At 73.8% G+C, this 22,233-nt stretch carries 21 protein-coding genes and 1 pseudogene; 11 read left to right on the forward strand and 11 right to left on the reverse strand.

The window, feature by feature from the left end; all coding sequences use genetic code 11:
• Positions 1-177 precede the first annotated feature (177 nt).
• From ACFVHB_RS16250 to ACFVHB_RS16260, 3 genes are all read right to left on the reverse strand, one after another.
• Positions 178-762, reverse strand: coding sequence for a hypothetical protein (locus ACFVHB_RS16250; RefSeq protein ID WP_380321478.1), 585 nt, complete (start codon positions 760-762; stop codon positions 178-180).
• Complete coding sequence (locus ACFVHB_RS16255) at positions 759-1,529, reverse strand: MBL fold metallo-hydrolase (protein WP_380321575.1); 771 nt, start codon at positions 1,527-1,529, stop codon at positions 759-761. The genes ACFVHB_RS16250 and ACFVHB_RS16255 overlap by 4 nt, the downstream gene beginning before the upstream one ends.
• A 250-nt stretch (positions 1,530-1,779) precedes the next feature.
• A complete protein-coding gene (locus ACFVHB_RS16260) occupies positions 1,780-2,478 on the reverse strand; it encodes an aspartate/glutamate racemase family protein (RefSeq protein ID WP_380321481.1) in 699 nt (232 codons plus the stop codon).
• 88 nt (positions 2,479-2,566) lie between these two features.
• On the opposite strand from ACFVHB_RS16260, the gene ACFVHB_RS16265 reads away from it, so the two are divergent.
• Both ACFVHB_RS16265 and ACFVHB_RS16270 read left to right on the forward strand, forming a co-directional pair.
• On the forward strand, positions 2,567-3,568 hold the full coding sequence (locus ACFVHB_RS16265; protein WP_380321484.1) for a phosphotransferase family protein: 1,002 nt from the start codon (positions 2,567-2,569) through the stop codon (positions 3,566-3,568).
• Positions 3,559-3,852 carry a hypothetical protein gene (locus ACFVHB_RS16270; RefSeq protein ID WP_380321487.1) on the forward strand — a complete coding sequence of 98 codons (294 nt, stop codon included), beginning with the start codon at positions 3,559-3,561 and terminating at the stop codon, positions 3,850-3,852. The genes ACFVHB_RS16265 and ACFVHB_RS16270 overlap by 10 nt, the downstream gene beginning before the upstream one ends.
• Positions 3,853-3,937: 85 nt before the next feature.
• Here the strand turns inward: ACFVHB_RS16270 and ACFVHB_RS16275 are convergent, their stop codons facing one another.
• Both ACFVHB_RS16275 and ACFVHB_RS16280 read right to left on the reverse strand, forming a co-directional pair.
• Positions 3,938-5,824 carry a CocE/NonD family hydrolase gene (locus ACFVHB_RS16275; RefSeq protein ID WP_380321490.1) on the reverse strand — a complete coding sequence of 629 codons (1,887 nt, stop codon included), beginning with the start codon at positions 5,822-5,824 and terminating at the stop codon, positions 3,938-3,940.
• Between the two features lie 161 nt (positions 5,825-5,985).
• Positions 5,986-6,978, reverse strand: a complete 993-nt coding sequence (locus ACFVHB_RS16280) for a hydrolase (protein ID WP_380321493.1) — start codon at positions 6,976-6,978, stop codon at positions 5,986-5,988.
• A 247-nt stretch (positions 6,979-7,225) separates the two neighbouring features.
• Between ACFVHB_RS16280 and ACFVHB_RS16285 the strand changes: the two genes are divergently transcribed.
• Positions 7,226-8,326: a HoxN/HupN/NixA family nickel/cobalt transporter gene (locus tag ACFVHB_RS16285; RefSeq protein ID WP_380321496.1), complete on the forward strand. Its 1,101-nt coding sequence runs from the start codon at positions 7,226-7,228 to the stop codon at positions 8,324-8,326.
• A 327-nt stretch (positions 8,327-8,653) separates the two neighbouring features.
• Here ACFVHB_RS16285 and ACFVHB_RS16290 read toward each other — a convergent pair whose 3' ends face one another.
• Together ACFVHB_RS16290 and ACFVHB_RS16295 are read right to left on the reverse strand one after the other, a co-directional pair.
• Positions 8,654-8,923, reverse strand: coding sequence for a hypothetical protein (locus tag ACFVHB_RS16290; RefSeq protein ID WP_380321499.1), 270 nt, complete (start codon positions 8,921-8,923; stop codon positions 8,654-8,656).
• Between the two features lie 7 nt (positions 8,924-8,930).
• Positions 8,931-9,149: a hypothetical protein gene (locus ACFVHB_RS16295; protein ID WP_380321502.1), complete on the reverse strand. Its 219-nt coding sequence runs from the start codon at positions 9,147-9,149 to the stop codon at positions 8,931-8,933.
• Positions 9,150-9,622: 473 nt separating this feature from the next.
• Between ACFVHB_RS16295 and ACFVHB_RS16300 the strand changes: the two genes are divergently transcribed.
• Both ACFVHB_RS16300 and ACFVHB_RS16305 read left to right on the forward strand, forming a co-directional pair.
• Entirely contained in the window at positions 9,623-10,609 is a 987-nt protein-coding gene (locus tag ACFVHB_RS16300) for a LuxR C-terminal-related transcriptional regulator (protein WP_380321505.1), read from the forward strand.
• A gap of 297 nt (positions 10,610-10,906) precedes the next feature.
• Positions 10,907-12,784, forward strand: coding sequence for an endonuclease/exonuclease/phosphatase family protein (locus ACFVHB_RS16305; protein WP_380321508.1), 1,878 nt, complete (start codon positions 10,907-10,909; stop codon positions 12,782-12,784).
• A 98-nt stretch (positions 12,785-12,882) separates the two neighbouring features.
• Here ACFVHB_RS16305 and ACFVHB_RS16310 read toward each other — a convergent pair whose 3' ends face one another.
• Positions 12,883-13,809 carry an SGNH/GDSL hydrolase family protein gene (locus tag ACFVHB_RS16310; RefSeq protein WP_380321511.1) on the reverse strand — a complete coding sequence of 309 codons (927 nt, stop codon included), beginning with the start codon at positions 13,807-13,809 and terminating at the stop codon, positions 12,883-12,885.
• Positions 13,810-14,185: 376 nt separating this feature from the next.
• Between ACFVHB_RS16310 and ACFVHB_RS16315 the strand changes: the two genes are divergently transcribed.
• Both ACFVHB_RS16315 and ACFVHB_RS16320 read left to right on the forward strand, forming a co-directional pair.
• Positions 14,186-14,827 (forward strand): TetR/AcrR family transcriptional regulator, encoded by a 642-nt coding sequence (locus ACFVHB_RS16315; protein WP_380321514.1) that lies wholly within the window; start codon positions 14,186-14,188, stop codon positions 14,825-14,827.
• Between the two features lie 61 nt (positions 14,828-14,888).
• Positions 14,889-16,856, forward strand: coding sequence for a protein kinase (locus tag ACFVHB_RS16320; RefSeq protein ID WP_380321517.1), 1,968 nt, complete (start codon positions 14,889-14,891; stop codon positions 16,854-16,856).
• A gap of 18 nt (positions 16,857-16,874) precedes the next feature.
• Here ACFVHB_RS16320 and ACFVHB_RS16325 read toward each other — a convergent pair whose 3' ends face one another.
• Entirely contained in the window at positions 16,875-17,225 is a 351-nt protein-coding gene (locus tag ACFVHB_RS16325) for an ArsR/SmtB family transcription factor (RefSeq protein WP_380321520.1), read from the reverse strand.
• A 144-nt stretch (positions 17,226-17,369) separates the two neighbouring features.
• Between ACFVHB_RS16325 and ACFVHB_RS16330 the strand changes: the two genes are divergently transcribed.
• From ACFVHB_RS16330 to ACFVHB_RS16340, 3 genes are all read left to right on the forward strand, one after another.
• Complete coding sequence (locus ACFVHB_RS16330; protein ID WP_380321522.1) at positions 17,370-17,777, forward strand: (2Fe-2S) ferredoxin domain-containing protein; 408 nt, start codon at positions 17,370-17,372, stop codon at positions 17,775-17,777.
• A 107-nt stretch (positions 17,778-17,884) separates the two neighbouring features.
• Positions 17,885-18,136 (forward strand): hypothetical protein, encoded by a 252-nt coding sequence (locus tag ACFVHB_RS16335; protein ID WP_380321524.1) that lies wholly within the window; start codon positions 17,885-17,887, stop codon positions 18,134-18,136.
• 226 nt (positions 18,137-18,362) lie between these two features.
• Positions 18,363-20,030, forward strand: coding sequence for a fibronectin type III domain-containing protein (locus tag ACFVHB_RS16340; RefSeq protein ID WP_380321527.1), 1,668 nt, complete (start codon positions 18,363-18,365; stop codon positions 20,028-20,030).
• A 100-nt stretch (positions 20,031-20,130) separates the two neighbouring features.
• Here ACFVHB_RS16340 and ACFVHB_RS16345 read toward each other — a convergent pair whose 3' ends face one another.
• A complete protein-coding gene (locus ACFVHB_RS16345; RefSeq protein WP_380321530.1) occupies positions 20,131-20,463 on the reverse strand; it encodes a YnfA family protein in 333 nt (110 codons plus the stop codon).
• A 50-nt stretch (positions 20,464-20,513) separates the two neighbouring features.
• On the reverse strand, positions 20,514-21,728 hold the full coding sequence (locus tag ACFVHB_RS16350) for a pyridoxal phosphate-dependent aminotransferase (protein ID WP_380321533.1): 1,215 nt from the start codon (positions 21,726-21,728) through the stop codon (positions 20,514-20,516).
• A 120-nt stretch (positions 21,729-21,848) separates the two neighbouring features.
• Between ACFVHB_RS16350 and ACFVHB_RS16355 the strand changes: the two are divergent.
• Positions 21,849-22,214 (forward strand): annotated as a pseudogene (locus ACFVHB_RS16355) (winged helix-turn-helix transcriptional regulator); the annotation flags it as partial.
• Positions 22,215-22,233: the final 19 nt, after the last annotated feature.

A 22,233-nucleotide genomic window follows, 5' to 3' on the forward strand; every position in this document is an offset into this window, starting at 1 on the left:
TTGGGGGGTTCGGGGCCCTCCGCCTCCCCCCCCTTTTCTTCAAAACCACCACCCCCCCCCCCCCCCCGCGGGCGGGGGGGCCCGCCCCCGCGGGTGGGGTACGCCGCCCGGGCCCCCCCCCCACTCCGGCACTCCAGTGCTCCAGTGCTCCAGTGCTCCGGCGAGCGGCGCGGGCGCTCAGAGCCCCTGCGGGTGGCGGGACAGCCAGTCGGCGTGGCGGTCGCGGAGGCGGTCGCGCTCCTCCGGGGTGGTCAGCAGGACGTCGGCGCCGCCGTCGTAGGGGTGGTGGACGCGGTCGAACCGGGTGTCGGCGATGATGACGTCCGCGACGGCGTCGTCCGCGACCGCGCGCAGCAGGCGGTCCAGCGAGCCGGGGTGCCACGGGCGGCGGTCGACGAAGAGGTGCTGGTGGATGCGGAACTTCGGGTTCGGGTCGTCCCGGGTCAGCAGCGTCTGCCAGTGCGCCGCGCGGGGGCGGCGCCGCGGGAGGCCGGGCGTGCTCGTCCACCGCGAGGTGACGACGTGGATCTCGCGGCCGGCGAAGAGCTCGTCCAGCACGGTGTTGTAGCGCTCCAGGACGATGGCGTACTCGTCCTCGCCGTCGGGGTACCGCTTGGACTCCGGGAGGCTGTGGAAGCGCACCCACACCTCCGCGTACGGGTCGCTGACCAGGTGCCCGATCGGCGGCGCGGCGGGCCGGCGCCGCTCCCAGAGCGCGGTCAGCTCCGGCTGGGCGTCGTGGACGAGCTCCGGGAGTTTCACGCCGCACCGACCTGGAAGACGGCACCCGGCGCGGCGTACGCCACCGGGCCGCCGAACCGTTCCGCCGCCCGCGCCACCGCCGACGCCGGGGTGAGCGCCCGCCCGAGGTGGGTGACGACCAGGCGGGCCGCCCCGGCGGCGCGGGCGGTGTCGCCGGCGTCCTCGGGGGTGTGGTGCACCCGGTCCCGCTCCGGCTCGGCGCAGTCCGCCTCGCAGAGCAGCACGTCGCAGCCGGACGCGAGGTCGGTGAGGGCGGCGCAGGGCGCGGTGTCCCCGGAGTAGACGAGCGACCGCCCGGCCGCGTCCGCCACCCGCAGCGCGAAGGCCGGAATGCCGTGCGCCACCGCGCGGGCGGTGAGCGTCAGCCCGCCGACCCCGGCCACGTGCCCGTCGTGCAGCTCCTCGACGGCGAAGACGGACTCGACCGGGCTGCGGTCGGGCCCGTTGGTGAGGAAGTGCGCCAGCCGGTCGGCGGTCCCCGGCGGCCCGTACAGCGGGATCGGCGCTTCGAGCCGGATGTCCGCGTAGCGCAGGCCGTAGTAGGCGGTCAGCAGGTCGGCGGTGTGGTCGGCGTGCAGGTGCGAGATCCAGATCGCGTCCAACTCACCCGGCCCGACGTGCCGTTGCAGCTGCGCCAGCGTCCCGGTTCCGGCATCGACCCAGATCCGGGCACCGCCGCCGGTGAGGAGGTAGCCCGAGCACGGGTTGTCCACGGCCGGGTAGGGCGTGGCGCTGCCCAGGACGGTGAGCCGCAGAGGGTCGTCGATCACCCGGTGAGTCTACGCATCGTCAGGGTCGTCGGCCGGGGGCAGCCGCATGAGGGGAGGCCGACGGCGTGGGAAGGACATGGACCGAGGATCGAGCGCGATCCCCCGGGGGCGGCGCCGCCGGACTTCCCGGCCTTCTCGGCCTCGCGGGGGCGGCACCTGTGACGCGTTCCTGCGGACCGGCGGCGACGCCCACCTGGGGCCCGCCGCACCGGGGACGGCGGCGCGCGGCCCCGGACCCGGTCGGGGGCTACCCGCCGTCCGCGAGTGCCGCCGCGACGGCGGCCTCGGCGTGCAGGCGAGCGGTCGGGAAGAGCGGGACCGGGCTGTCCGCGTCGCCGACGAGCAGCTCGATCTCGGTGCACCCGAGGATCACGCCCTCGGCCCCGGCGGCGACCAGCTGCCCGATCACCCGCCGGTACGCCGCCCGCGACTCCGCGCGGACGACGCCCCGGCAGAGCTCCTCGTAGATCACCCGGTGCACCTCGGCGCGGCCGTCCGCGTCGGGGACGAGGACGGTGAGCCCGTTGGCGGCCAACCGGCCGCGGTAGAAGTCCTGTTCCATCGTGAACGCCGTGCCGAGCAGCCCGACCGTGCGCAGCCCGGCGGCGCGGACGGCGTCGGCGGTGGCGTCGGCGAGGTGCAGCAGCGGGACGGAGACGGCTGCCTCGATCCGGTCGGCCACCTTGTGCATGGTGTTGGTGCAGAGCAGGAGCAGCTCGGCGCCGGCCGCCTCCAGCGAGCGGGCCGCGTCGGCGAGGACCGCGCCGGCCTCGTCCCAGCGGCCCTCGGCCTGGAACCGCTCGACGGTGGCGAAGTCGACGGAGTGGAGCACCAGTCGGGCGGAGTGCAGGCCGCCGAGCCGCTCGCGGGTGAGTCGGTTGACGGTGCGGTAGTACTCGGCGGTGGACTCCCAGCTCATGCCGCCGATCAGGCCCAGGGTCTTCATGGCCACATATAAACATGCCTAAGGGGCATAGGCAAAGCTATAAGAATAGCTTTGCCCTCCTATGCTGGGAGGTGTGACAGGGGGACGGGTGACACGGGAACGGCTGGCGGGCGTCGCGCGGGCGGCCTTCGGCGGCGGGCGGCGGCTGGACGCCGTCGAACGGCTGCGCGGCGGGAGCAAGAAGGGCGTCTACCGGCTCGCGTTCGACGGCGGCGGGACGGCGATCGCCTACGTCTGGAGCGCGGGCGAGGACTACTGGCCCGGTGCCCCGGCCGAGCGCGACGACAGCGACCCGCTGGCGCACGCCTCCGGGGCCGGCCTGTTCGAGGCGGCGCACCGGCGGCTGACCGCCCTCGGCGTGCGGACCCCCCGCGTCCACCTGCTCGACCGGAGCGGGCGGCACCTGCCGGCGGACGTCGCCGTCGTCGAGGACGTCCCCGGGGAGAACCTCGAAGCGCTGCTCGACCGCGACCCGGACACGGCCCGGCCCGTCCTCGCCCGGCTCGCCGCGACCCTCGACACGCTGCGGCGGCACGGCGACGCGCCGTCCTACGGGAAGCTCGCCCTGCTCGACAACGGCGGTACGTCACGAGGCCGTTCGTGCGAACAGCTGATCCGTGACCGGGCCCTCGCCGACCTCGCCGAGGCCGCCGCCCGCGACACCCGGATCGCCGCCGCCCGCGAACGCCTCACGGACCTGCTGCACGCGCGGTACGCGGCGGTCCGGCCGCGCACCCGCTACGGCCTGGTGCACGGCGAACTCGGTCCCGACCACGTCCTGGTGGACGCGGCCGGCGAACCGGTGCTGATCGACATCGAGGGCCTGATGCACTTCGACCCGGAATGGGAGCACGCCTTCCTCCGGATCCGCCTCGGCTCCCACTACCCCCTCCTGCGCACCGAGAACTCCGAGGCCCTCGACCGGGAACGCCTCGCCCTCCACACCCTCGCCATGCGCCTCTCCCTCGTCGCCGGCCCCCTGCGCCTGCTCGACGGCGACTTCCCGCACCGCGCGGCGATGCTGGCCATCGCCGAGCACAACCTCGGCGAGGCCCTGGCCCTGGCGGCGGAGGGCGAGCAGTGGCCCTGACGAGAACCGGTGCCCGCCTGATCACGGTCGACGGCACGCGCTACCGCTGGCGCGTCCGGGGCGGCGCCGCCTGCTGCCCGGGCTGCGCCGCGGGCCGCTACGACATCGCCGTCGAACCGGCGGACGGCCCCGGCTCCGTCCTCCTCGCGGCGACCTCGGCCTTTCCGGTCGTCCCGTCCGTGGTCGCGACGGCGATCCGGGCCGCACTCGCCGACGGCTGGCAGGCCACTCGCCGGGGCCCCGCCTTCCAGCTGGCGAGGACGGTGCCGGGCGGCGATCAGTGACCGGGAGGCGGTGCCGCCCGGTCGGCCCGTCCTCGCGGGCCGCAGTCATGACCTCCGCAGGGGCTCGGATGTCCGCCGCGGTGGATCAGCTGGCTGTCCGGGGGATCTGGTGTTGCCAGTCGCGGGTGAAGACGGGGGTGCCGGCTTCGAGGGCGGTGAGGCGGGTGTGGGCGAGGAAGTGGGTGGGGGTGCAGCGGAGTTCGGTGCGGGTCTGGATGGTGACGTCCCAGCCGATGCCGGGGCGTTCGAGGCGGACGGTGCGGTCGGTGCGGGCCTGCGCGCTGGTGGGCGTCCCGGTGAGGACGCGGTAGGCGGTGACGGTGTGCTCGTCGCGGACCAGGCCGTCGGGGTGGGTGCGGGTGCCGTCGGTCGCGGGGGAGAGCTCGGTGCGCCACTCGTGGCGGGCGATGTCGTGGACGGTGAGGCGTTCCGGGCGGGCGGTGAGCGGTTCGGTGACGTGCACGGGGGGCGGCGGCGGCAGGGTGGGGGAGGCGAAGGCGATGGGGGCGGCGCCGGAGTCGGCCGCGAGGTGGCGGACGGGGAGCGCGAGGGTGCTGTGGGAGGGGTCGAGGGCGAAGCCGGTGGTGTCGGGGTCGGGCCAGAGCCACGGCCAGTAGGTGGAGGAGAGGGCGAGCCGGAGCCGGTGGCCGGGCGGGACGGTGCGGCCGACGGCGGCCAGCTCGACGGTGGCGTCCGCGGCCTCCGCACCGGAGCCCGGGGCGACGAGGGCGCCGCGGGTGACCAGGGTGGAGGTGCCGTCGGGGGCGACGTCGCAGAGCCGGGCGACGACCAGGCCGGCGGCGGCCGAGGGGCGCAACCGGAGCCGGAGGGACGGGGCGCCGAGGACTTCGAGCGGTTCGGGCAGCGGCTGCGAGTCGAAGCAGACCGAGCGCCCGTCCTCCTCGCGCTGGTCGGGCGGCTGGTCGGCGGGGCGGCCGAGCGGGACGTACGCGCCGGCGTTGAGGCCGGTGTGCTGGGGGGAGCGGACCTGCACGTAGCGGTCGTCGGAGGCGGTGCCGGCGGTGCGCAGCGGGCCGTCCAGGCCGTAGTGGATGTCCCGGACGTCGGGGGAGGGCCAGGCCTCCTCGCCGGCCCAGCGGGTGCTGATCCAGCTGCGCAGGACGGGGGTCTTGAGGACGCCGGTGTCGATGTCCCGGAGCCAGTGGTCCCACCAGCGGAGCGTCTCGGGGAGGATCTCGTCGGGCAGGCCGTGCGGCCAGGGGCCGAGGACGGCGCGGACCGGGACGGCGCCGGAGCCGAGCAGCCGGAGCAGCAGCGAGCAGGACGGGTCGCCCCAGCCGGCCACGGCGAGGGTGGGGACGGCGGCGGTGTCCGGCGGGTCCTCGGGCGGGGTGTCGGCGAGCCAGCCGGGGAACGGCGGTTCCAGGGCGGCCAGGCGTTCCTGCCAGCGGGTGCGCCAGTCGTCGCCGAGGTACTGCGGGTCCGGCGGGCGGGCCGCGTCGGCGAGCCGGGCGGTGGCGCGGGTGTGCAGTTCGGCGGCGAGGACGGCGCGGCCGAGCCGCAGGCCGCCCTCGGGGCAGGCGGTGACCACGGCCTGGACGGTGCCGGGGGCGCGGGCGGCCAGCCGGAGGGCGGTGGCTCCGGCCGGGCCGGTGCCGAGCAGGCCGAGCCTGCCGTTGCACCAGGGGCGGTCGGCGAGCCAGGCGAGCACCTCGGCCCCGTCCGCCAGCGCGGCGGCCTCGTCGGGGGTGTCCTCGGGGGTGCCGCCGGAGTTGCCGTGGCCGCGCAGGTCGACCCGGACGGCGGCGTAGCCGTGCCCGGCGTACCAGGGGTGGCGGCGGGCGTCCTCGGCGGCGGTCCAGTCGGTGAGCCGGCCGGCGGAGTACTCCAGCAGCGCGGGGACGGGCTCGTCGGTCACGGGGCGCCAGAGGCGGGCGTACAGCTCGGTGCCGTCGGGCAGCGGGACGCGCAGGTCCTCGCGGGTGGTGCGGTAGGGGTACGGCGACGACATGGCGGCTCCCTGCGGTCCCGGTCGGAGTGCCGGTTGAGCGAGCCGCGGTGCGGGCGAGCCGGGCCCGCCCGCACCGCAGGCGTCAGCATTTCGACCCTAGGGGAGGCCGCCGGTGCTGTCCTGCCGAGCGGGTGGCCCGGCCGGACGGGCGCCGCGCGCGCTCACGCCTTGCTGAGCCAGGCGGTGGCGTTGAGGGCGAGCGCGGCGTTGGTGCCCGCCGGGTCGTCCCAGCCGTCGAAGAGGGTGTTGCCGGACTGCCCGGTGCCGTCGTCGGCGGGCGAGCTGTCGCCCCAGACGGCGACCCGGCCGGTGCCGTAGCCGCTGGTGACGAAGAAGGCGCCGGTGCTGCCGCTGTAGCCGGTGCGGTAGACGAGGCCCTTCACGGACGGGTTGTCGGCGGGCTTGAGGGTGAAGGTGGTGCCGTTCCGCAGGATCGAGCCGGTGACGGTGCCGAAGGGGCCGTGCAGCACCGGGTCGGCGGCGTCGTTGACCGCGCGCGGGTTGTCGGTGGAGATGTTCTTGAGGTCGACCGAGAACCCGAAGGGGTCGTTGTTGTTCACCCCGTTGTTGGTGAGCAGGTCGTTGATGATCGCGGGGGAGTCCCAGCCGTCGTTGTTGCGGTCGCTCTGGGTGTGGTCGGAGATGAGGAAGAGCCCGCCGCCGTTCTGCACGAAGCGGATGATCGCGGCCTTCTCGGCGGAGCTGAACCGGACGTTCGGCTCCGGGACGACGAAGGTGTCGAAGTTGGCGAGGTCGAGGGCGGCGCCGGTGCCGTAGCTGATGGTGGAGCCGGCCGGGAGGGTCTTCAGGCTGTACTGGCCGGTCCGCTGCAGGGCGACGCCCCAGGCGGAGAGGGCGCCGGTCCAGCTCTTCTCGGTGGTGGGGTTGGTGTTCTGGGCCAGCGGGTCGGGCTGGGCGGTGGAGATGATCCAGTCGGCGTTCCCGGCGGTCTCGGCCTTGCTGTTGTCGAACAGCACGCGGTGCGGGGTGGCGCTCACGGCCGCGTTCACGGGGGCGGCCGCGTTGACGGAAGCGGCGGAGACCGGGGCGGTGGCGGCCGTGGGGGTGGCCGAGGCGGTGGGGGTGAGGCCGGTGGGGCCGGCCAGGAGCAGGGCCGGGACGGCCAGGGCGGCGGCCGTTCGAATGCGGATCATGTGCCGTTCCTCCGTGGGGAGTTGAGGTGTCGGCGCCCGAGTATTCGCGCGTAGAACGTGAGTATCCGCGCGTCGCGCGAGCGGTGAAAGGCTTCGGAGGTTACGGCTGTACGTACGGTTCATGACAACGGCCGAGGTGCCCCGGGCGTGCACGCGGGAGCACCTCGTAATTGCACATGGGTTGCAAGTGCTCCGGCCAGGGTGGAAGATGTCCCAGCTCAGACCGCCGCCCGAAAGGACGACCACGATGACCGCCCCCCGCTGGCGCGACCGGCTCACCCGCGAGGAGTGGATTCGCCTGGCCGGCATGGGCGGCTTCGTCCTCGCCCTGCACGTGATCGGCTGGTTCACCCTGCTCGCGGTCATCGCGCCCGAGCACTACGAGGTCGGCGGCCAGGTGTTCGGGGCCGGGATGGGCCTCACCGCCTACACGCTGGGCATGCGGCACGCCTTCGACGCGGACCACATCGCGGCGATCGACAACACCACCCGCAAGCTGATGGGCCAGGGCAAGCGGCCGCTCTCGGTCGGCTTCTGGTTCTCGCTGGGCCACTCCTCGATCGTCTTCGGGCTCTGCGCGCTGCTGGCCCTCGGCGTCAGGTCGCTCGCCGGGCAGGTCGAGTCGGACGACTCCGCCCTGCACGAGACCACCGGCCTGATCGGCGTCACCGTCTCCGGGACGTTCCTGCTCCTGCTCGGCCTGATCAACCTGGGTGCCTTCAACGGCATCCTCAAGGTGTTCCGCAAGATGCGCGAGGGCGAGTTCGACGAGGCCGAGCTGGAGGCGCAGCTGGAGAAGCGCGGTCTGATGAACCGCATCCTGGGCCGGGTGACCAGGGCCGTCACCAAGCCCTGGCACATGTACCCGGTCGGCCTGCTGTTCGGCCTCGGGTTCGACACCGCGACCGAGGTGTCGCTGCTGGTCCTGGCGGGCGGCGCGGCGGCCTTCCAGCTGCCCTGGTACGCGCTGCTGGTGCTGCCCGTCCTGTTCGCGGCGGGCATGAGCCTGCTGGACACGATCGACGGCTCGTTCATGAACTTCGCCTACGAGTGGGCGTTCTCCAAGCCGGTCCGGAAGATCTACTACAACCTGACCGTCACCGGCCTGTCGGTGCTGGTGGCGCTGGTCATCGGCTCGGTCGAGCTGGTCGGGCTGCTCGGCGAGAAGCTGGACGTCACCAGCGGACCGGTCGCCTGGATCGGCGGGCTCGACCTCAACTTCGTCGGGTACGCCGTCGTCGGCCTGTTCGTGCTGACCTGGGCGGCGGCGATCGCGTACTGGAAGCTCGGCAAGGTCGAGGAGAAGTGGTCGGCCGGCCTGGCCGCCGCGGCCACCGAGTCCGAGTAGCGGCGCGGCGACGGCAGCGGTGAGGGCCGGCCGGCCCGGGGAGCGAACCCCGGGTCGGCCGGCCCTCACCGCTGTGTCCCGTCCACCGCGCGGTGCGCCCGGAGCGTCGGCGGGGCGCTGACCGAAGACGGGCGGAAGGGGGAAGACGGGCGGAAGGCGGGCGGAAGACCGATGGCACCCCGGCGGATCGCCGGCCGGGCGACGAGGGGCGGGCACCACCCGGCACCGACGGGAATCGGCCAAAGTTTCGGGTGCGGAACAGGCCCGGGGCCCGGCGCGGAGCCGGTGCAAACCCGGCGAAGGGCCGAAACCGCACGCACGTCGCGGTCAGACCATGGCCAGCGCGTAGCGCCCCGCCGGGCCGGCCGCCAGGGCGCGGTCGAGCAGGGCCTGAGCCCGCAGTCCGGCCACCGTCCGGTCGGGCGCGCGGACGTACAGCACCAGCCCGACGCCCGCCGGCACGGCACAGGCGCGCACGTGCTCCAGGCCGTCGCCCGGGCCCGCGCACGCCCGGACCGCGGCCTGCACGTCGGCGGCTCCCGATTCGCCCGGGGGCGCGGCGGCGACGTTCAGCAAGGTCAGCTGGACGGCGAACACCGCGTGGTCAGTCCCAGCCGATGCCCGGGCCGTCCCAGCCGATGGGGCCGGAGGACTGGACGGTCCCGGTGGTCGGCGTGTCCCAGCCGATGCCGCCGGGGTCGGTGGCGCCGGAGCCGGTGGTGGCGGCCCGGTCCGTGGCGGCGGCCGTCGCGGCGGGCGCGGCGGCGGTGGCGAGGGCGAGCGCGAGAGCGGTGGCGGCGAGCAGCCGGACGGTCTTGGGCACGGCGGGTCCTGTTCTGTGCAGGGCGGTTCGGGTCCAGGGCGGAGGGAACGACAGGTGCGACGGCGGTGGGGCGGCCTGCGGGCGGGCGCGGGAGCGGGGGTGCGCGTACGGGGGATTCTCCCGGCACCGGGCCGGACGCGGGAGGGCCGGACGGGGGCAGCATCAGGACAGGCAGCATCCTGCAACCCCAGTCCCGTGCGCGCCGCCCCGTACGCGCCGTCCCGTTCCGCCCGTACGCCCCTCCCGTACGCCCGACCGCCGGGGCCGGCCCGCTTGACCGGATCATGCCCTTGTGGCGCCGACGCCACGGCGGCAGGATCGGACCCGGCGGGCCGATCGGACAACCCCCTCGCACCCCGCGCGACGCGCAACGACCATCCGCGCGACGACGGCTCGGACGACGACGGCTCGGACGACGGTTGGCGCGATGACGGTTCGCGTGACGACAGCTCGATGACTCAGGGGTCGGTGAAGTGCTGGAACTGCTGGGCCTGGACGCCACCGCCGAGGCCGTCTACCGGGAGATGCTGACCGACCCCGAGGGCGGCGTGGCGGAACTCTGCGCGCGCCTCGGCCTCCCCGAACCCACCGTCCGGGAGGCCCTCGACCGGCTCGCCGACCTCACCCTGCTGCGCGCCTCCCGCGAGCGGCCCGGCGCGCTCTGGCCGGTCAGCCCGGAACGCGGCCTGGAACTGTTGCTGCGCCGTCAGGAGGAGGAACTCGTCCGGCGCCAGCAGGAGTTGGCCGTCTCCAAGGCCGCCGTGGCGCGGGCCGTCGCCGAGTACGCGACGCTGCGCGCGAGCACCCTGGTGGACGGCGGCGAGCGGCTGGTCGGGCTGGACGCGATCCAGGCGAAGCTGGAGGTGCTGACCGCCCGGCTGACCGGCGAGTGCCTGGCCGTGATGCCCGGCGGTGCGCAGTCCGCCGCCAGCCTGGCCGCCTCCCGCCCGCTGGACGAGGACGCGCTGGTGCGCGGGGTGACCCTGCGGACCCTCTACCAGGACAGCGTCCGCAACGACCCGGAGACCTTCGGGTACGTGCAGTGGATGACCGGCCTCGGCGGCCGGGTGCGGACCGCGCCGGTGCTGCCGCCCAGGATGCTGGTCTTCGACCGGACCACCGCCGTGGTGCCGATCGACCCGGAGAACACCCGGGCCGGTGCGCTCTGCACCGAGGAGCCGGGGATCGTCGCCTCGCTGGTCGCGCTGTTCGAGCAGACCTGGGAGACGGCCGTCCCGCTCGGCGCCGACCGGCCGGAGGACACCGGGACGGGCCTGAGCGCCGGCGAGCGCGAACTGCTCCGGCTGCTCTCCACCGGGCTCACCGACGACGCGGCGGCCAAGCGGCTCGGCGTCTCGGTCCGGACGGTCCGCCGGCAGATGGCGGCGCTGATGGACCGGCTGGAGGCGGCGAGCCGCTTCGAGGCCGGCCTGAAGGCCTCTCAGCGCGGCTGGCTGTAGCGGGAATCACAGCTTCGACGACTTGTCAGGACGTCACTCGTCCGGCCGTACCGATTGTTCACCGCCGGGGTCTTGTCGCGTCATTTTCTACGCGCGTATCTTGAGCGCTGCGGGGGGCGGTTCCCGGCTCCCGTGCTGTCTTCTACGCGGGTAGCTCCGGTCCTGCGCCGGCCTGGCACGCCTGCTGAGCCCAACCCACCCTCACGCCCCCCGGCCGGCCCCACGCCCGCCGGGGAGAACGTGCCGCCCCGTTGCCGTGCCGCCGCGCGCCACGGCAGACCAAGGAGTCCCGCCCCGGTGACCACGTCCCCCGCACCCCGCTCCCGCCGCGCCCTGCTCCGCGCCACCCTCGTCCCGGCCGCTCTGGCCGCCTCGCTGGTGCTCGTGCCGCTGCCGGCCGCCGTGGCCGCGCCCACGGCCGACGCGGCCCCGGCGGGCCCGACCGAGCCCGGCCCGCTGCGCGTGCACGACATCCAGGGCACCACCCGGATATCCCCGCAGGCCGGCAAGACCGTCACCGGCGTGCCCGGCATCGTCACCGGCGTGCGCGGCTACGGGTCCAAGGGCTTCTGGATCCAGGACCCGAACCCGGACGCCGACCCGGCCACCAGCGAGGGCGTCTTCGTCTTCACCGGCGGCGCGCCGACCGTCAAGGCGGGCGACTCGGTGCTCGTCAGCGGCAAGGTGACGGAGTACTACCCGAACTTCAGCGGCGGCTCGCAGTCCCTCACCGAGATCAGCGCCCCGGCCGTGACGGTGCTCTCCTCCGGCAACCCGCTGCCCGCGCCGGTCGTCGTGGACACCCGCGACATCCCCGGCACCTACGCTCCGCAGACCCCGGCCGGCGCCGCCACCATCGAGGGCCTGGCGCTGAACCCGGAGAAGTACACCCTGGACTTCTACGAGTCGCTCGAGGGCATGCTCGTCGAGGTCAAGGACGTCCGGGTGATCCAGGCGACCGACAAGTACAACGAGCTCTGGGTCGCCGCCGACAAGCAGGACCAGAAGAGCAAGCGCGGCGGCGCGCTCTACGAGTCCTACGCCGAGCCCAACGTCGGCCGGCTGATGGTGCAGCAGCAGGCGTCGGTCGCGCAGCAGCCGTTCCCGGTCGCCAACGTCGGCGACGTGCTCACCGGCACCACCAGCGGCCCGCTGGACTACAACCAGTTCGGCGGCTACACGCTGGTGGCCGGCACCCTCGGCGCGCTCCAGGACAACCACCTGCAGCGCGAGGTGACCGCCCCGGCCGGCGAGCGCGAACTCACCATCGCCACCTACAACGTGGAGAACCTCGCCCCGGGCAACCCGGACACCAAGTTCGCCGAGCTGGCCCAGGCCGTCGTCACCAACCTGCGCTCGCCCGACATCGTCGCCCTGGAGGAGATCCAGGACAACAACGGCGCCAAGAACGACGGCACGGTGGACGCGAGCCAGACCGTGGCCAAGTTCATCGCCGCGATCAAGGCGGCCGGCGGCCCGGCGTACGACTGGCGCTCGATCGACCCGGAGAACGGCAAGGACGGCGGCGAGCCGGGCGGCAACATCCGCCAGGTCTTCCTCTTCAACCCGCAGCGGGTCTCCTTCACCGACATCCCCGGTGGCTCCGCCACCACCGCGGTGGACGTGGCCGGCACCGGCGCGGCCACCGCGCTGACCGCCTCGCCCGGCCGGATCGACCCGGCGAACGAGGCCTGGGCCAACAGCCGCAAGCCGCTGGTGGGCCAGTTCTCCTTCCGCGGCAAGAAGGTCTTCGTCATCGCCAACCACTTCAACAGCAAGGGCGGCGACCAGGGCATCGACAGCCGGTTCCAGGCCCCGGCCCGCAGCTCCGAGGTGCAGCGGACCAAGCAGGCCGTCGTCGAGCAGGCCTTCGTCGCCAAGCTGCTGGGCGCCGACAAGGAGGCCAAGGTGGTCTCGCTCGGCGACTTCAACGACTACCAGTTCTCGCCCGCGCTGGCCGCGCTCACCAAGGACGGCGTGCTGCGCGACCTGGTGAACGAGCTGCCGGAGAAGGAGCAGTACTCCTACGTCTACCAGGGCAACTCGCAGGTGCTGGACCACGTCCTGGTCAGCCCCGAGGTCGGGTACGCCAAGTACGACGTGGTGCACATCAACAGCGAGTTCGCCAAGCAGGCGAGCGACCACGACCCGCAGGTGGTCCGCATCAAGCCGTGACGTCCCGCGGGGGACGGCCGAGGGGGCGGTGACCGGGGCCTGGTCACCGCCCCCTCGGGGCTTTCCGGTGGCGGCCCGACGGACCCGCCCGGCGGCGCTCAGCGCAGCGCGGCGAGCACCGCGTCGGCCATCACCTTCTCGCCGGTGGCGTTCGGGTGGAACGGGACGGCCGGGGAGCCCGGCAGCGCGCCCTCGATCCAGCGGTCGTCCGAGCAGACGTCGTGACCGGCGGTCGGGGTGGCGGTGTCCACGTAGGTCGCGCCGTTGGCGGCCGCGGTGGACTTCAGCATGGCGTTCAGCTGCCCGAGCACGCCGTACATGTACTCGGCGTCGCCCGCGGTGACCGGCTGGCGGAGGAAGCACTTCGAGCCGTCGGCGGGCAGCACGGACGGGTAACCGACCAGCAGCACCTTGGCGTTCGGGGCCTTGGCGTGGATGCGCTTCAGCGTGTCGGCGATCTGCGGCCCGGCACCGGCGATCCGGTCGGCGAGGTCGTCGTTGCCGTACTGCCAGGACCAGCTGGACCAGTCCCAGTAGCCGTGGTGGTAGAAGTCCTTGCAGGGCGTGCCGAGCGGGTTGACGAGCGCGCCGGCGATGCAGACGCCGACCAGGTCGCCGAGCCCGAGGTCGGTCGTGCCGAGGTCGTTGCCGCCGATGCCGAGGGTCACCAGGTCGGTGTCGGCGGTGACGGCGTCCAGTTGGGGGTCGTTGACCCGGATGAAGGCGTCGTACTGCGGCTGCGTCATCGCCTTGACCTTGGCCGCGGCGCAGGTGACGTCGGTGTAGGCGCCGGCCTTGAGCGCGGCGGCCACCAGGTGACCGTAGTTGCGGTCCGAGCGCAGGCAGAGGCCGGCCGACTGGCCGGGCACGCCGGCGCCGGCGGCGTACGAGTCGCCGAGGGCCACGTAGTGGCGCGGCGCGGGCGTGGCGGCCTGGGCGCTGGTGGAGGTCAGGGCGAGGGCCGCGCCGAGGGCGACCGCGGCGAGCGCGGTGGAATTGCGGAGTTTCCGGGCAGGGCGGAGCACGGGTTCCTCCTGGGGGAGAGAAACGACGGGTGGGGGTCGTGCCAGCCGGGCCACAGCTACTACTCGAAAGTAAGTTACTGCCAGGTTTCGCATCCGTCCATGCATTGCGCGGAAATTTCCGAAAAGCCGTCAGAAGTATTTCGGAATTACGCTCCACCGTGTATCGAAGGTATTTCCGAAACGCCTCGGAGCGGAATTGGCGCGGCCACTTGTCACCCGGCCGCAGCGGACCGCCGCTCGTTCGCCGGCCGGTCGGGAGGTCGGCTGAAGCACCGTCAGAAGTAGAGCTTCGTTCTAGAGAAGTTCTCCAGTTCTGCTCTATGCTGGCCGGGTTGGCGGCCGAGGCCGTGGTGTGACGTCGAGCGGAGGCGCGCAGATGCCCCCCAAGCAGCAACGGGGCGAGGCCACCGTGGAGTCGCTGCTGACCGCCGCGCTGCGGGTGTACGCGGAGGCGGGCCAGCAGGGGTTCACCGTCAGCGCCGTCACCGCGGCGAGCAAGGTCAGCCTGGGCAGCCTCTACCACCACTTCGGGAGCTTCGACGGCCTGGCCGCCGCGCTCTACATCCGGTGCATGGAGCGGCTGTTCGACGAGATGATCGTCGCGCTGCGGCGCAGCCGCACCGCGCGCACCGGGGTGCGGGCGCTCGTCCAGGCCTATCTGCGCTTCACCGTGGAGCACCGGGACGCCGCGCTCTTCCTGCACGCCTCGGCCTACTCCGGCTACCTGGCCGCGCGGGCCGAGCAGATCAAGGCCGCCAAGGCGGCCAAGCTGGCGGTGATCGGCGACTGGATGCGGCCGCGGATGGAGCGGGGCGAGATCGTGCCCGTCCCCGGCCCGCTGGTCGAGGTCCTGGTGATGGGGCCGGTCGCGGAGGCGGCCCGCCGCTGGCTGTCCGACACCTACGAGCTGGACCTCGCCGAGGTCGCCCGGATCCTGCCGGAGAGCATCTGGCGCTCGTTGCGGCCGGAGCCGTCCGGCCCGACCGGTACCGACGGGGCGGCGAGTGAGGAAGACTGATGGCCGGACATGACGCGTTATTGACAACCCGTCGGGGCGGGGTTTCGCGAAGGGGCAGGGCATGACTGGTCGGGGGGCCGTACTCGGAGGTCGCTACACGCTGACCGAGTGGATCGGCGGCGGGGGCATGGGTGCCGTCTGGCGCGCCGACGACCGGGTGCTGGAGCGGCAGGTGGCGGTCAAGGTGCTGCACGCGGGGCTGCTGGAGGAGGGCACGTTCGCCCGGCGCTTCCGGCGCGAGGCCCAACTGCTCGCCGCGATCAGCCACCCGGGCATCGTGGAGGTCCACGACTACGGGGAGAGCGGCGGCGCGGCGGAGGGCGGCGCCGAGGGCGAGCGGATCGCGTACATCGTGATGGAGCTCGTCGACGGGCGGCCGCTCGACAAGGTCCTCGCCGAGGACGGGCCGATGCCGCCCGAGCGGGCGCTGAGCCTGCTCGCCACGGCGCTCGACGCACTGCACGCCGCCCACCAGCAGGAGATCGTGCACCGGGACGTCAAGCCGTCCAACCTGATGCTCGGGGCCGACGGCCGGGTCACGGTGACGGACTTCGGCATCGCGCGGGCGCTCGTGAGCACCACGCTCACGGCGACCAACGTGGTGATCGGCACCGCGCTGTACATGGCCCCCGAGCAGGCCGGGGGCGGCGGCGTCGCCCCGGCCTCGGACCTCTACTCGCTCGGCGTGGTCTGCTACGAACTGCTGACCGGCACACCGCCGTTCACCGGCGAGAGCGTGGTCGAGGTCGCGCTCAAGCACGTCCAGCAGCCGGCGCCCGACCTGCCGGAGGAGTTCCCGCCGGCGGTGCGGGAGTTCGTCGCCCGGGCCCTGGCCAAGCAGCCCGGGGACCGGTTCGCCGACGCCGCCGCGATGGCGGCCGCGGCGCGGGCCGCGGTCGGCGACCGGTCGGCGCCGGTCGCCGCGGTGGCGCGGCCGGTTCCGCCCGCCATCGCCGCGGCGGGGGCGGCGGCCTCGGGCGCGTCGGCCGAGGTGGCCCGGGTCGGGTCCCGGACGCTCCCCGATTCCGGCAGGGGCCGGTCGTGGCGCCGCTTCCTGGTGCCCGTCGTCGTCCCGGTGATCGTCACCACCAGCGCCGCCACGGTCCTGCTGGTCGACCGGCTCCCGTTCCAGTCGCAGGCGCAGACCCCCGGGACGCAGCCCGCGGTCTCGGTCTCCGCCTCCGCGATCACCGACGCGCCGACGACCGGTGCGCCGACGGCGGACCAGCCCCCGAGCACGCCGCCGGGTGGGGAGACGCCGCCGGGCACCCCGCCGGCCGCCCAGCCCGACGCCCCCGCGCCGAACGGCGGCCAGCCGCCGGCCCCGGCGCCGAATCCCGGCGGCGGCGCCGCGGCGGGCGGCGGCGGGGCCGCGGGAGGGTCCTCCGGCGGGTCGTCGGGCGGGTCCGGCGGCACCCCGCCGAAGAGCGGCGGCGGCAGCAGCGGTGGGGGCGGCGCGAGCGGCGGGGGCGCGCAGGCGCCCAACCAGCCGGCCCCGCCGGCCCCGCCGGCCCCGGCCCCCAACCAGCCGGCCCCGCAGACGCCCGCGCCCAACCAGCCGGCGCCCAACCCGACCACGGCCAAGCCGGAGCAGCCGTCCGTGCCGGCCGGGTGCGGCGGCGCGAAATGGGGGGCCATCGTCAACGTGGCCGACGGCCAGAAGCTCGGCCTGGCCACCGACGGCCCGTCGGCGGGCGCGGCGGCCGTCATGGGCGGGACGACCGCGTACGGCTGGGTCCGCTCGGCACCGGACCCGGGCGGCTGGTACCAGATCTACCCCTGCAACCTGAGCAGCCCGCCCCTCGTCCAGGACAGCAGCGACTGGACGGGCCAGAACGCGAAGGTGATGCTCTCGCCGGGGTTCAGCTTCATGCAGAACTGGTCGGTGGTCGCGGCGAGCACCTCGGGCGCCTCCCTCCTCAGGGACTACATGGGCGGGACCTGCCTGACCGACAACGGCCCGGGCAAGCAGGTCACCATGACCACCTGCACCCCGGGCAACAAGTTCCAGGAGTGGCGCATCCCTTGAGACGCTCCGCCGTCGGGCTCAGTGGGCGTCGGTGAGGTCGAGGCGGAGGTGGTCCACGTGGTAGACGGCCTGGTCGAGGAGGGCGGCGACGTGGTCGTCGTGGAGGGAGTAGACGACCGAGCGGCCGCGGCGTTCCCCGACCACCAGGCCGAGGTTGCGGAGCAGGCGGAGCTGGTGGGAGCAGGCGGACTGCTCCATGCCGACGGCGTCGGCGAGTTCGGTGGCGGCCCGGGGGCCCTCGCGGAGCCGGGCGAGGATCAGCAGGCGGGAGGGGGTGGCGAGGGCCTGGAGGGTGCTCGCCACCTTGACGGCGTTGGATGCGTCCAGTCGCATCCGCGGCACGGAGTTCTCGGCGGCTGCGTGTCCCATGGGGGGCATCCTACGGGGAGCGCCCCGGCCGGCGGACCGGCGGAGATGAACGCATGAAGGTATGTTCATGCGCACGAAGCCCCGGGGCGGCACCGAGCCCCGGGACCGCACGAGGCCCCGAGCCACGAGGAGAACTGAGCCAGGATGAGCCGTCGAGACCGTGACCGGGCCGGGAAGGCCGCAGCCGCGCCGGTGACCGTCACCGTCTGCCGGGGCTGCTGCTGCGGCACCGAGGAGAAGCACCCGGGCGTCGACCACGCCGGCCAGTTCGAGCGGCTGCGCGAGGCCGTCGGCAGCGCGGGCAGGGTCCGCGCCGTCAAGTGCCTGGACGTGTGCGCGCAGTCCAACGTCGTGGTGGTCGGCCCGTCCGGCGAGGGGCGGGCCGCGGGCGGCCGCCCGGTCTGGCTGGGCTGGGTGCTGGCGGACGACATGGTCGACGAGATCGCCGAGTGGGTGCACGCCGGCGGCCCCGGCCTGGCCGACCCGCCCGGGCTGCTCGACCTCCAGCTGATCAGCGTCTCCCGCCGGGTCCGGGACGGCCTGCCGGGCTGATCCGGGGCCGCGACGAGATCCGCCGGGCGGGCCCGGACCGGGGGCCGGGCCGGGGCACTACCATTTCCTGAGGCCCCAGGGTGCCCCGGCTCGGGAGGAATCACGACGTGACCACGGTCTGCCGCATCTGCGCGGGTACCGGCCGCACCGCCGGCCTCAACTGCCGCACCTGCCAGGGCACCGGCACCACCGAGGTCGGGGGTGGCGGCGGCAACTGCTTCCTCTGCGACGGCACCGGCGTCTACGTCCGCTACCGGGTCGACGCCACCGGTGCCAAGCACGCCTACCGGGACGAGATCTGCCGCACCTGCGACGGCACCGGCAACCGCGCCCCCTCCACCTGGGACGAGTCCTCCTGACCCGGCGCCGACGCCTTCCCGGTTCCTTCCGGAGGCGGTCCTGACCCGGCGACAGGTGCGGTCGGGTCAGGGCGGGGTGCGGGAGGGATGATCGTGCCCGGACGGCCGGGTGCGAGGCGGCTTTGCCGAAGCATGGTCGAACATTGGTGTTCGACTGACCGGCACGCCGGGGCTCGTTCACCGCGTGTCCGTGTGCGGTCCACACACCGCTGGAAGAGTCCCGCCCATGGATATCCCCAACATGGGCGTGCCCGCGAAGCTCGCCGACCGCATGAGCATGGCCGAGCAGCACGAGTACCTGCGGTCCCGCTTCTCCCGCCGCCGGATGCTGCGCACCGGCGCCGTCACCGTCGGCGCGCTGGCGGTGGGCGGTGCGCTGGGCAGCGGCACCGCGGCCGCCGCGCCTGCCTCCCCGCAGCTGCTGACGGGCGGGGCGGCCGACGGCATCGACGGCGCCCTGGTCGCGCCGATCGGCCGTCACCTGGCCTTCGGCCCCGAGCCGGACACCCAGTTCCGGGTCTCCTGGCAGGTCCCGGCGCCGGTGAAGAAGCCGTTCCTGCGCTACGGCAAGCACCCGTGGGACCTCGGCCACAAGGTCCAGGCCGAGGTGCGCGCCCTGCACACCCCCGCGCTGACCCCGACCGGCCAGCCGGTGGACCAGTACTACCTGCACGTGGCGCTGGAGGACCTCCAGCCCGACACCACGTACTACTACGGTGTCGGCCACCAGGGCTTCGACCCGGCCTCCCAGCAGGCGATCTCCACCCTGAGCACCTTCCGCACCGCGCCCTCGCGCGACCGCCGCTGGGGCAAGGCGTACGAGCCGTTCACCTTCACCGCCTTCGGCGACCAGGGCGTCAGCTCGCACGCGGCCGGCAACGACCACGTCATCCTGGCCCAGAACCCGGCCTTCCACCTGCACGCCGGTGACATCTGCTACGCGGACGCGGCCGGCTCCGGCCAGGACTCCGACAAGTCGCGCTACGACGCCAGGACCTGGGACGCCTTCCTCGCCCAGACCGAGACGGTCGCGTCGAAGGTGCCGTGGATGGTCTCCTACGGCAACCACGACATGGAGGCGTGGTACTCGCACAACGGCTACGGCGGCGACAACACCCGGTTCTTCCTGCCGGACAACGGCCCGGACCCGCGCACCGTCCCCGGCGTCTACTCCTTCCGCTACAAGAACGTCGGCGTCGTCTCGCTGGACGCCAACGACGTCTCCTACGAGATCCCGGCCAACCTGGGCGTCTCGGCGGGCAAGCAGACCAGGTGGCTGCAGCGGACCCTGAAGGACCTGCGCAACGACGAGACCATCGACTTCATCGTGGTCTTCTTCCACCACTGCGCCTTCTCCACCACGGTCGCGCACGCCTCCGAGGGCGGGGTCCGCGAGGCCTGGGTGCCGCTGTTCGAGAAGTACCGGGTGGACCTGGTCATCAACGGCCACAACCACATCTACGAGCGCACCGACGCGATCCTGGGCAACAAGGTCTCGAAGCAGGTGCCGAGCGGCGCCACCATCGAGCCGGCCACCGACGGCGTGGTGTACGTGACGGCGGGCGCGGCCGGCCGCAGCCTGTACAAGTTCGACGTGCCGGACACCTACGAGGGCCACGAGAAGCGTGTCGACGCGGTGCAGACGTACTACTTCGGCAAGGGCGGCGTGAAGGTGCCCGAGACCATCGAGTGGTCCCGGGTCCGCTACACCGGCTACTCCTTCATCAAGGTCGACGTCACCCCGGCGCACCTGGGACAGAAGTCCTCGATGACGGTCACCGCGCTGGCCGAGGACGGCACCCGGATCGACCACTACACGATCCTGCGCAAGGTCGGCGAGGGCTGGGACGGCCGGACCGACGACGACGGCGAGGGCGGCGGCTGGGGCTGGTAGCCCCGGAGCGGCTCCGTCCGGGCCCGGGCGGGTTCCGGGCCCCGACCGGTTCACCGGGCCCCGGCGGCGGGCGGGAACCCGACGCCGGGGCCCGTCCCGTTCAGCGGCGCGGGCCGTACATGATCACGGCGACCCCGGCCAGGCAGATCAGCGCCCCGACGACGTCGTACCGGGTGGGCCGGAAGCCGTCGACCAGGACGCCCCAGAGCAGCGAGCCGGCCACGAACACCCCGCCGTACGCGGCCAGCACCCGGCCGAAGTGGCCGTCCGGCTGCAGCGCGGCGACGAAGCCGTAGCCGCCGAGCACCACCACGCCCACCCCGGCCAGCCACCAGGGCCGGGACTCGCGCACGCTCTGCCAGATCAGCCAGCAGCCGCCGATCTCGGCGAGCGCGGCGAGGGCGAACAGGGCGGCGGAGCGCAGGACGGTCATGACGGCCCAGCCTAGTGTCGTGCACGATCCGGCGGACGGGCCGCAGGCCGTCAGACCTGGCGGTAGGTGGCGAGGAAGCGGCCGATCCGGTTGATCGCCGTCTCCAGGTCGTCGGCCCGGGGGAGGGTGACGAAGCGGAAGTGGTCCGGGCGGGGCCAGTTGAAGCCGGTGCCCTGGACGACGTGGATCTTCTCGCGGAGCAGCAGGTCCAGCACGAACTGCTCGTCGTCGACGATCCGGTGCACCGCCGGGTCCAGCTTGGCGAACGCGTACAGCGCGCCCTTGGGCTTGACGCAGCTGACGCCGGGGATCTCGTTGAGCGCCTGGTACGCCACGTCGCGCTGCTCGGCGAGCCGGCCGCCGGGCAGGACGAGGTCGTTGATGGACTGGTGGCCGCCGAGCGCCGCCTGCACCGCGTACTGGGCGGGCACGTTGGGGCACAGCCGCATGCCGGAGAGCATGGTCAGGCCCTCCAGGTAGTCGGCGGCGTGCTGCTTGGGGCCGGAGACGACCAGCCAGCCGCTGCGGAAGCCCGCCACCCGGTAGGACTTGGAGAGGCCGTTGAAGGTGAGGGTGAGCACGTCGTCGGCGAGCGCGGCCAGGCAGTGGTGCTCGGTGCCGTCGTAGAGGATCTTGTCGTAGATCTCGTCCGCGAGGACCATCAGGTGGTGCCGGCGGGCGAGTTCGAGGATGCCCTCCAGCAGCTCCTTCGGGTAGACCGCGCCGGTGGGGTTGTTGGGGTTGATGACGACGATGGCCTTGGTGCGGGCGGTGATCTTGGCCGCGATGTCGTCGAGGTCGGGGTACCACTCCGCCTCCTCGTCGCAGGCGTAGTGCACCGCCTTGCCGCCGGCCAGCCGGACCACGGCCGTCCAGAGCGGGTAGTCCGGCATCGGGACGAGCACCTCGTCGCCGTCGTCCACCAGCGCCGTGACGGCCATCTGGATCAGCTCGGACACGCCGTTGCCGAGGTAGACGTCGTTGACGGTGACGCCGCCGACGCCGCGCTGCTGGTAGTACTGCACCACGGCGCGGCGGGCCGGCAGGATGCCGCGGGAGTCGCTGTAGCCGTGGGCGTTCGGCAGGTTGCGGATGATGTCCTGGATGATCTCTTCCGGCGCCTCGAAGCCGAACGTGGCGGGGTTGCCGGTGTTCAGCCGCAGCACGCTGTGCCCGGCCTCCTCCAGGGCGTTGGCCCGGTCGACCACCGGGCCCCGGATCTCGTAGCACACGTCCGTCAGCTTGCTGGACTGCCGAAACTCCATCTGCGGCCTCCCGACCGTCACCCGCCATCGCTGTACGCGCCGACCGGCGCGCCGTCCTGGTTGCTTTGTTCTACCAAGTAAGCACTTGGAAAGTCCAACCTTTTGGCTATGCTGATCGACATGTCACGCCGAAGCTACGACCAGTACTGCGCCGTCGCCCGCGCCCTGGACGCGGTGGGGGAGCGCTGGAGCCTCCTGATCGTCCGTGAACTCCTGGCCGGCCCGCGCCGGTACACGGACCTGCACGCCGACCTGCCCGGCGTCTCCACCGACGTCCTCGCCGCACGGCTCAAGCAGCTGGAGTCCGAGGGCCTGGTCCTGCGCCGCCGGCTGGAGCGGCCCGCCAACGCCACCGTGTACGAGCTCACCGAACGCGGCGCGACGCTCCGTCAGGTGGTCGACGCACTGGGCGCGTGGGGCCTCGACGCCCTCGGCGAGCAGCGTCCGACGGACGCCGTGCGGGCGCACTGGGTCACCGCGCCGGTGCCGGCCGGCTGACGGCGGG

It is taken from the genome of Kitasatospora sp. NPDC127111, assembly GCF_042677465.1.
Classification (GTDB): Bacteria; Actinomycetota; Actinomycetes; order Streptomycetales; family Streptomycetaceae; genus Kitasatospora.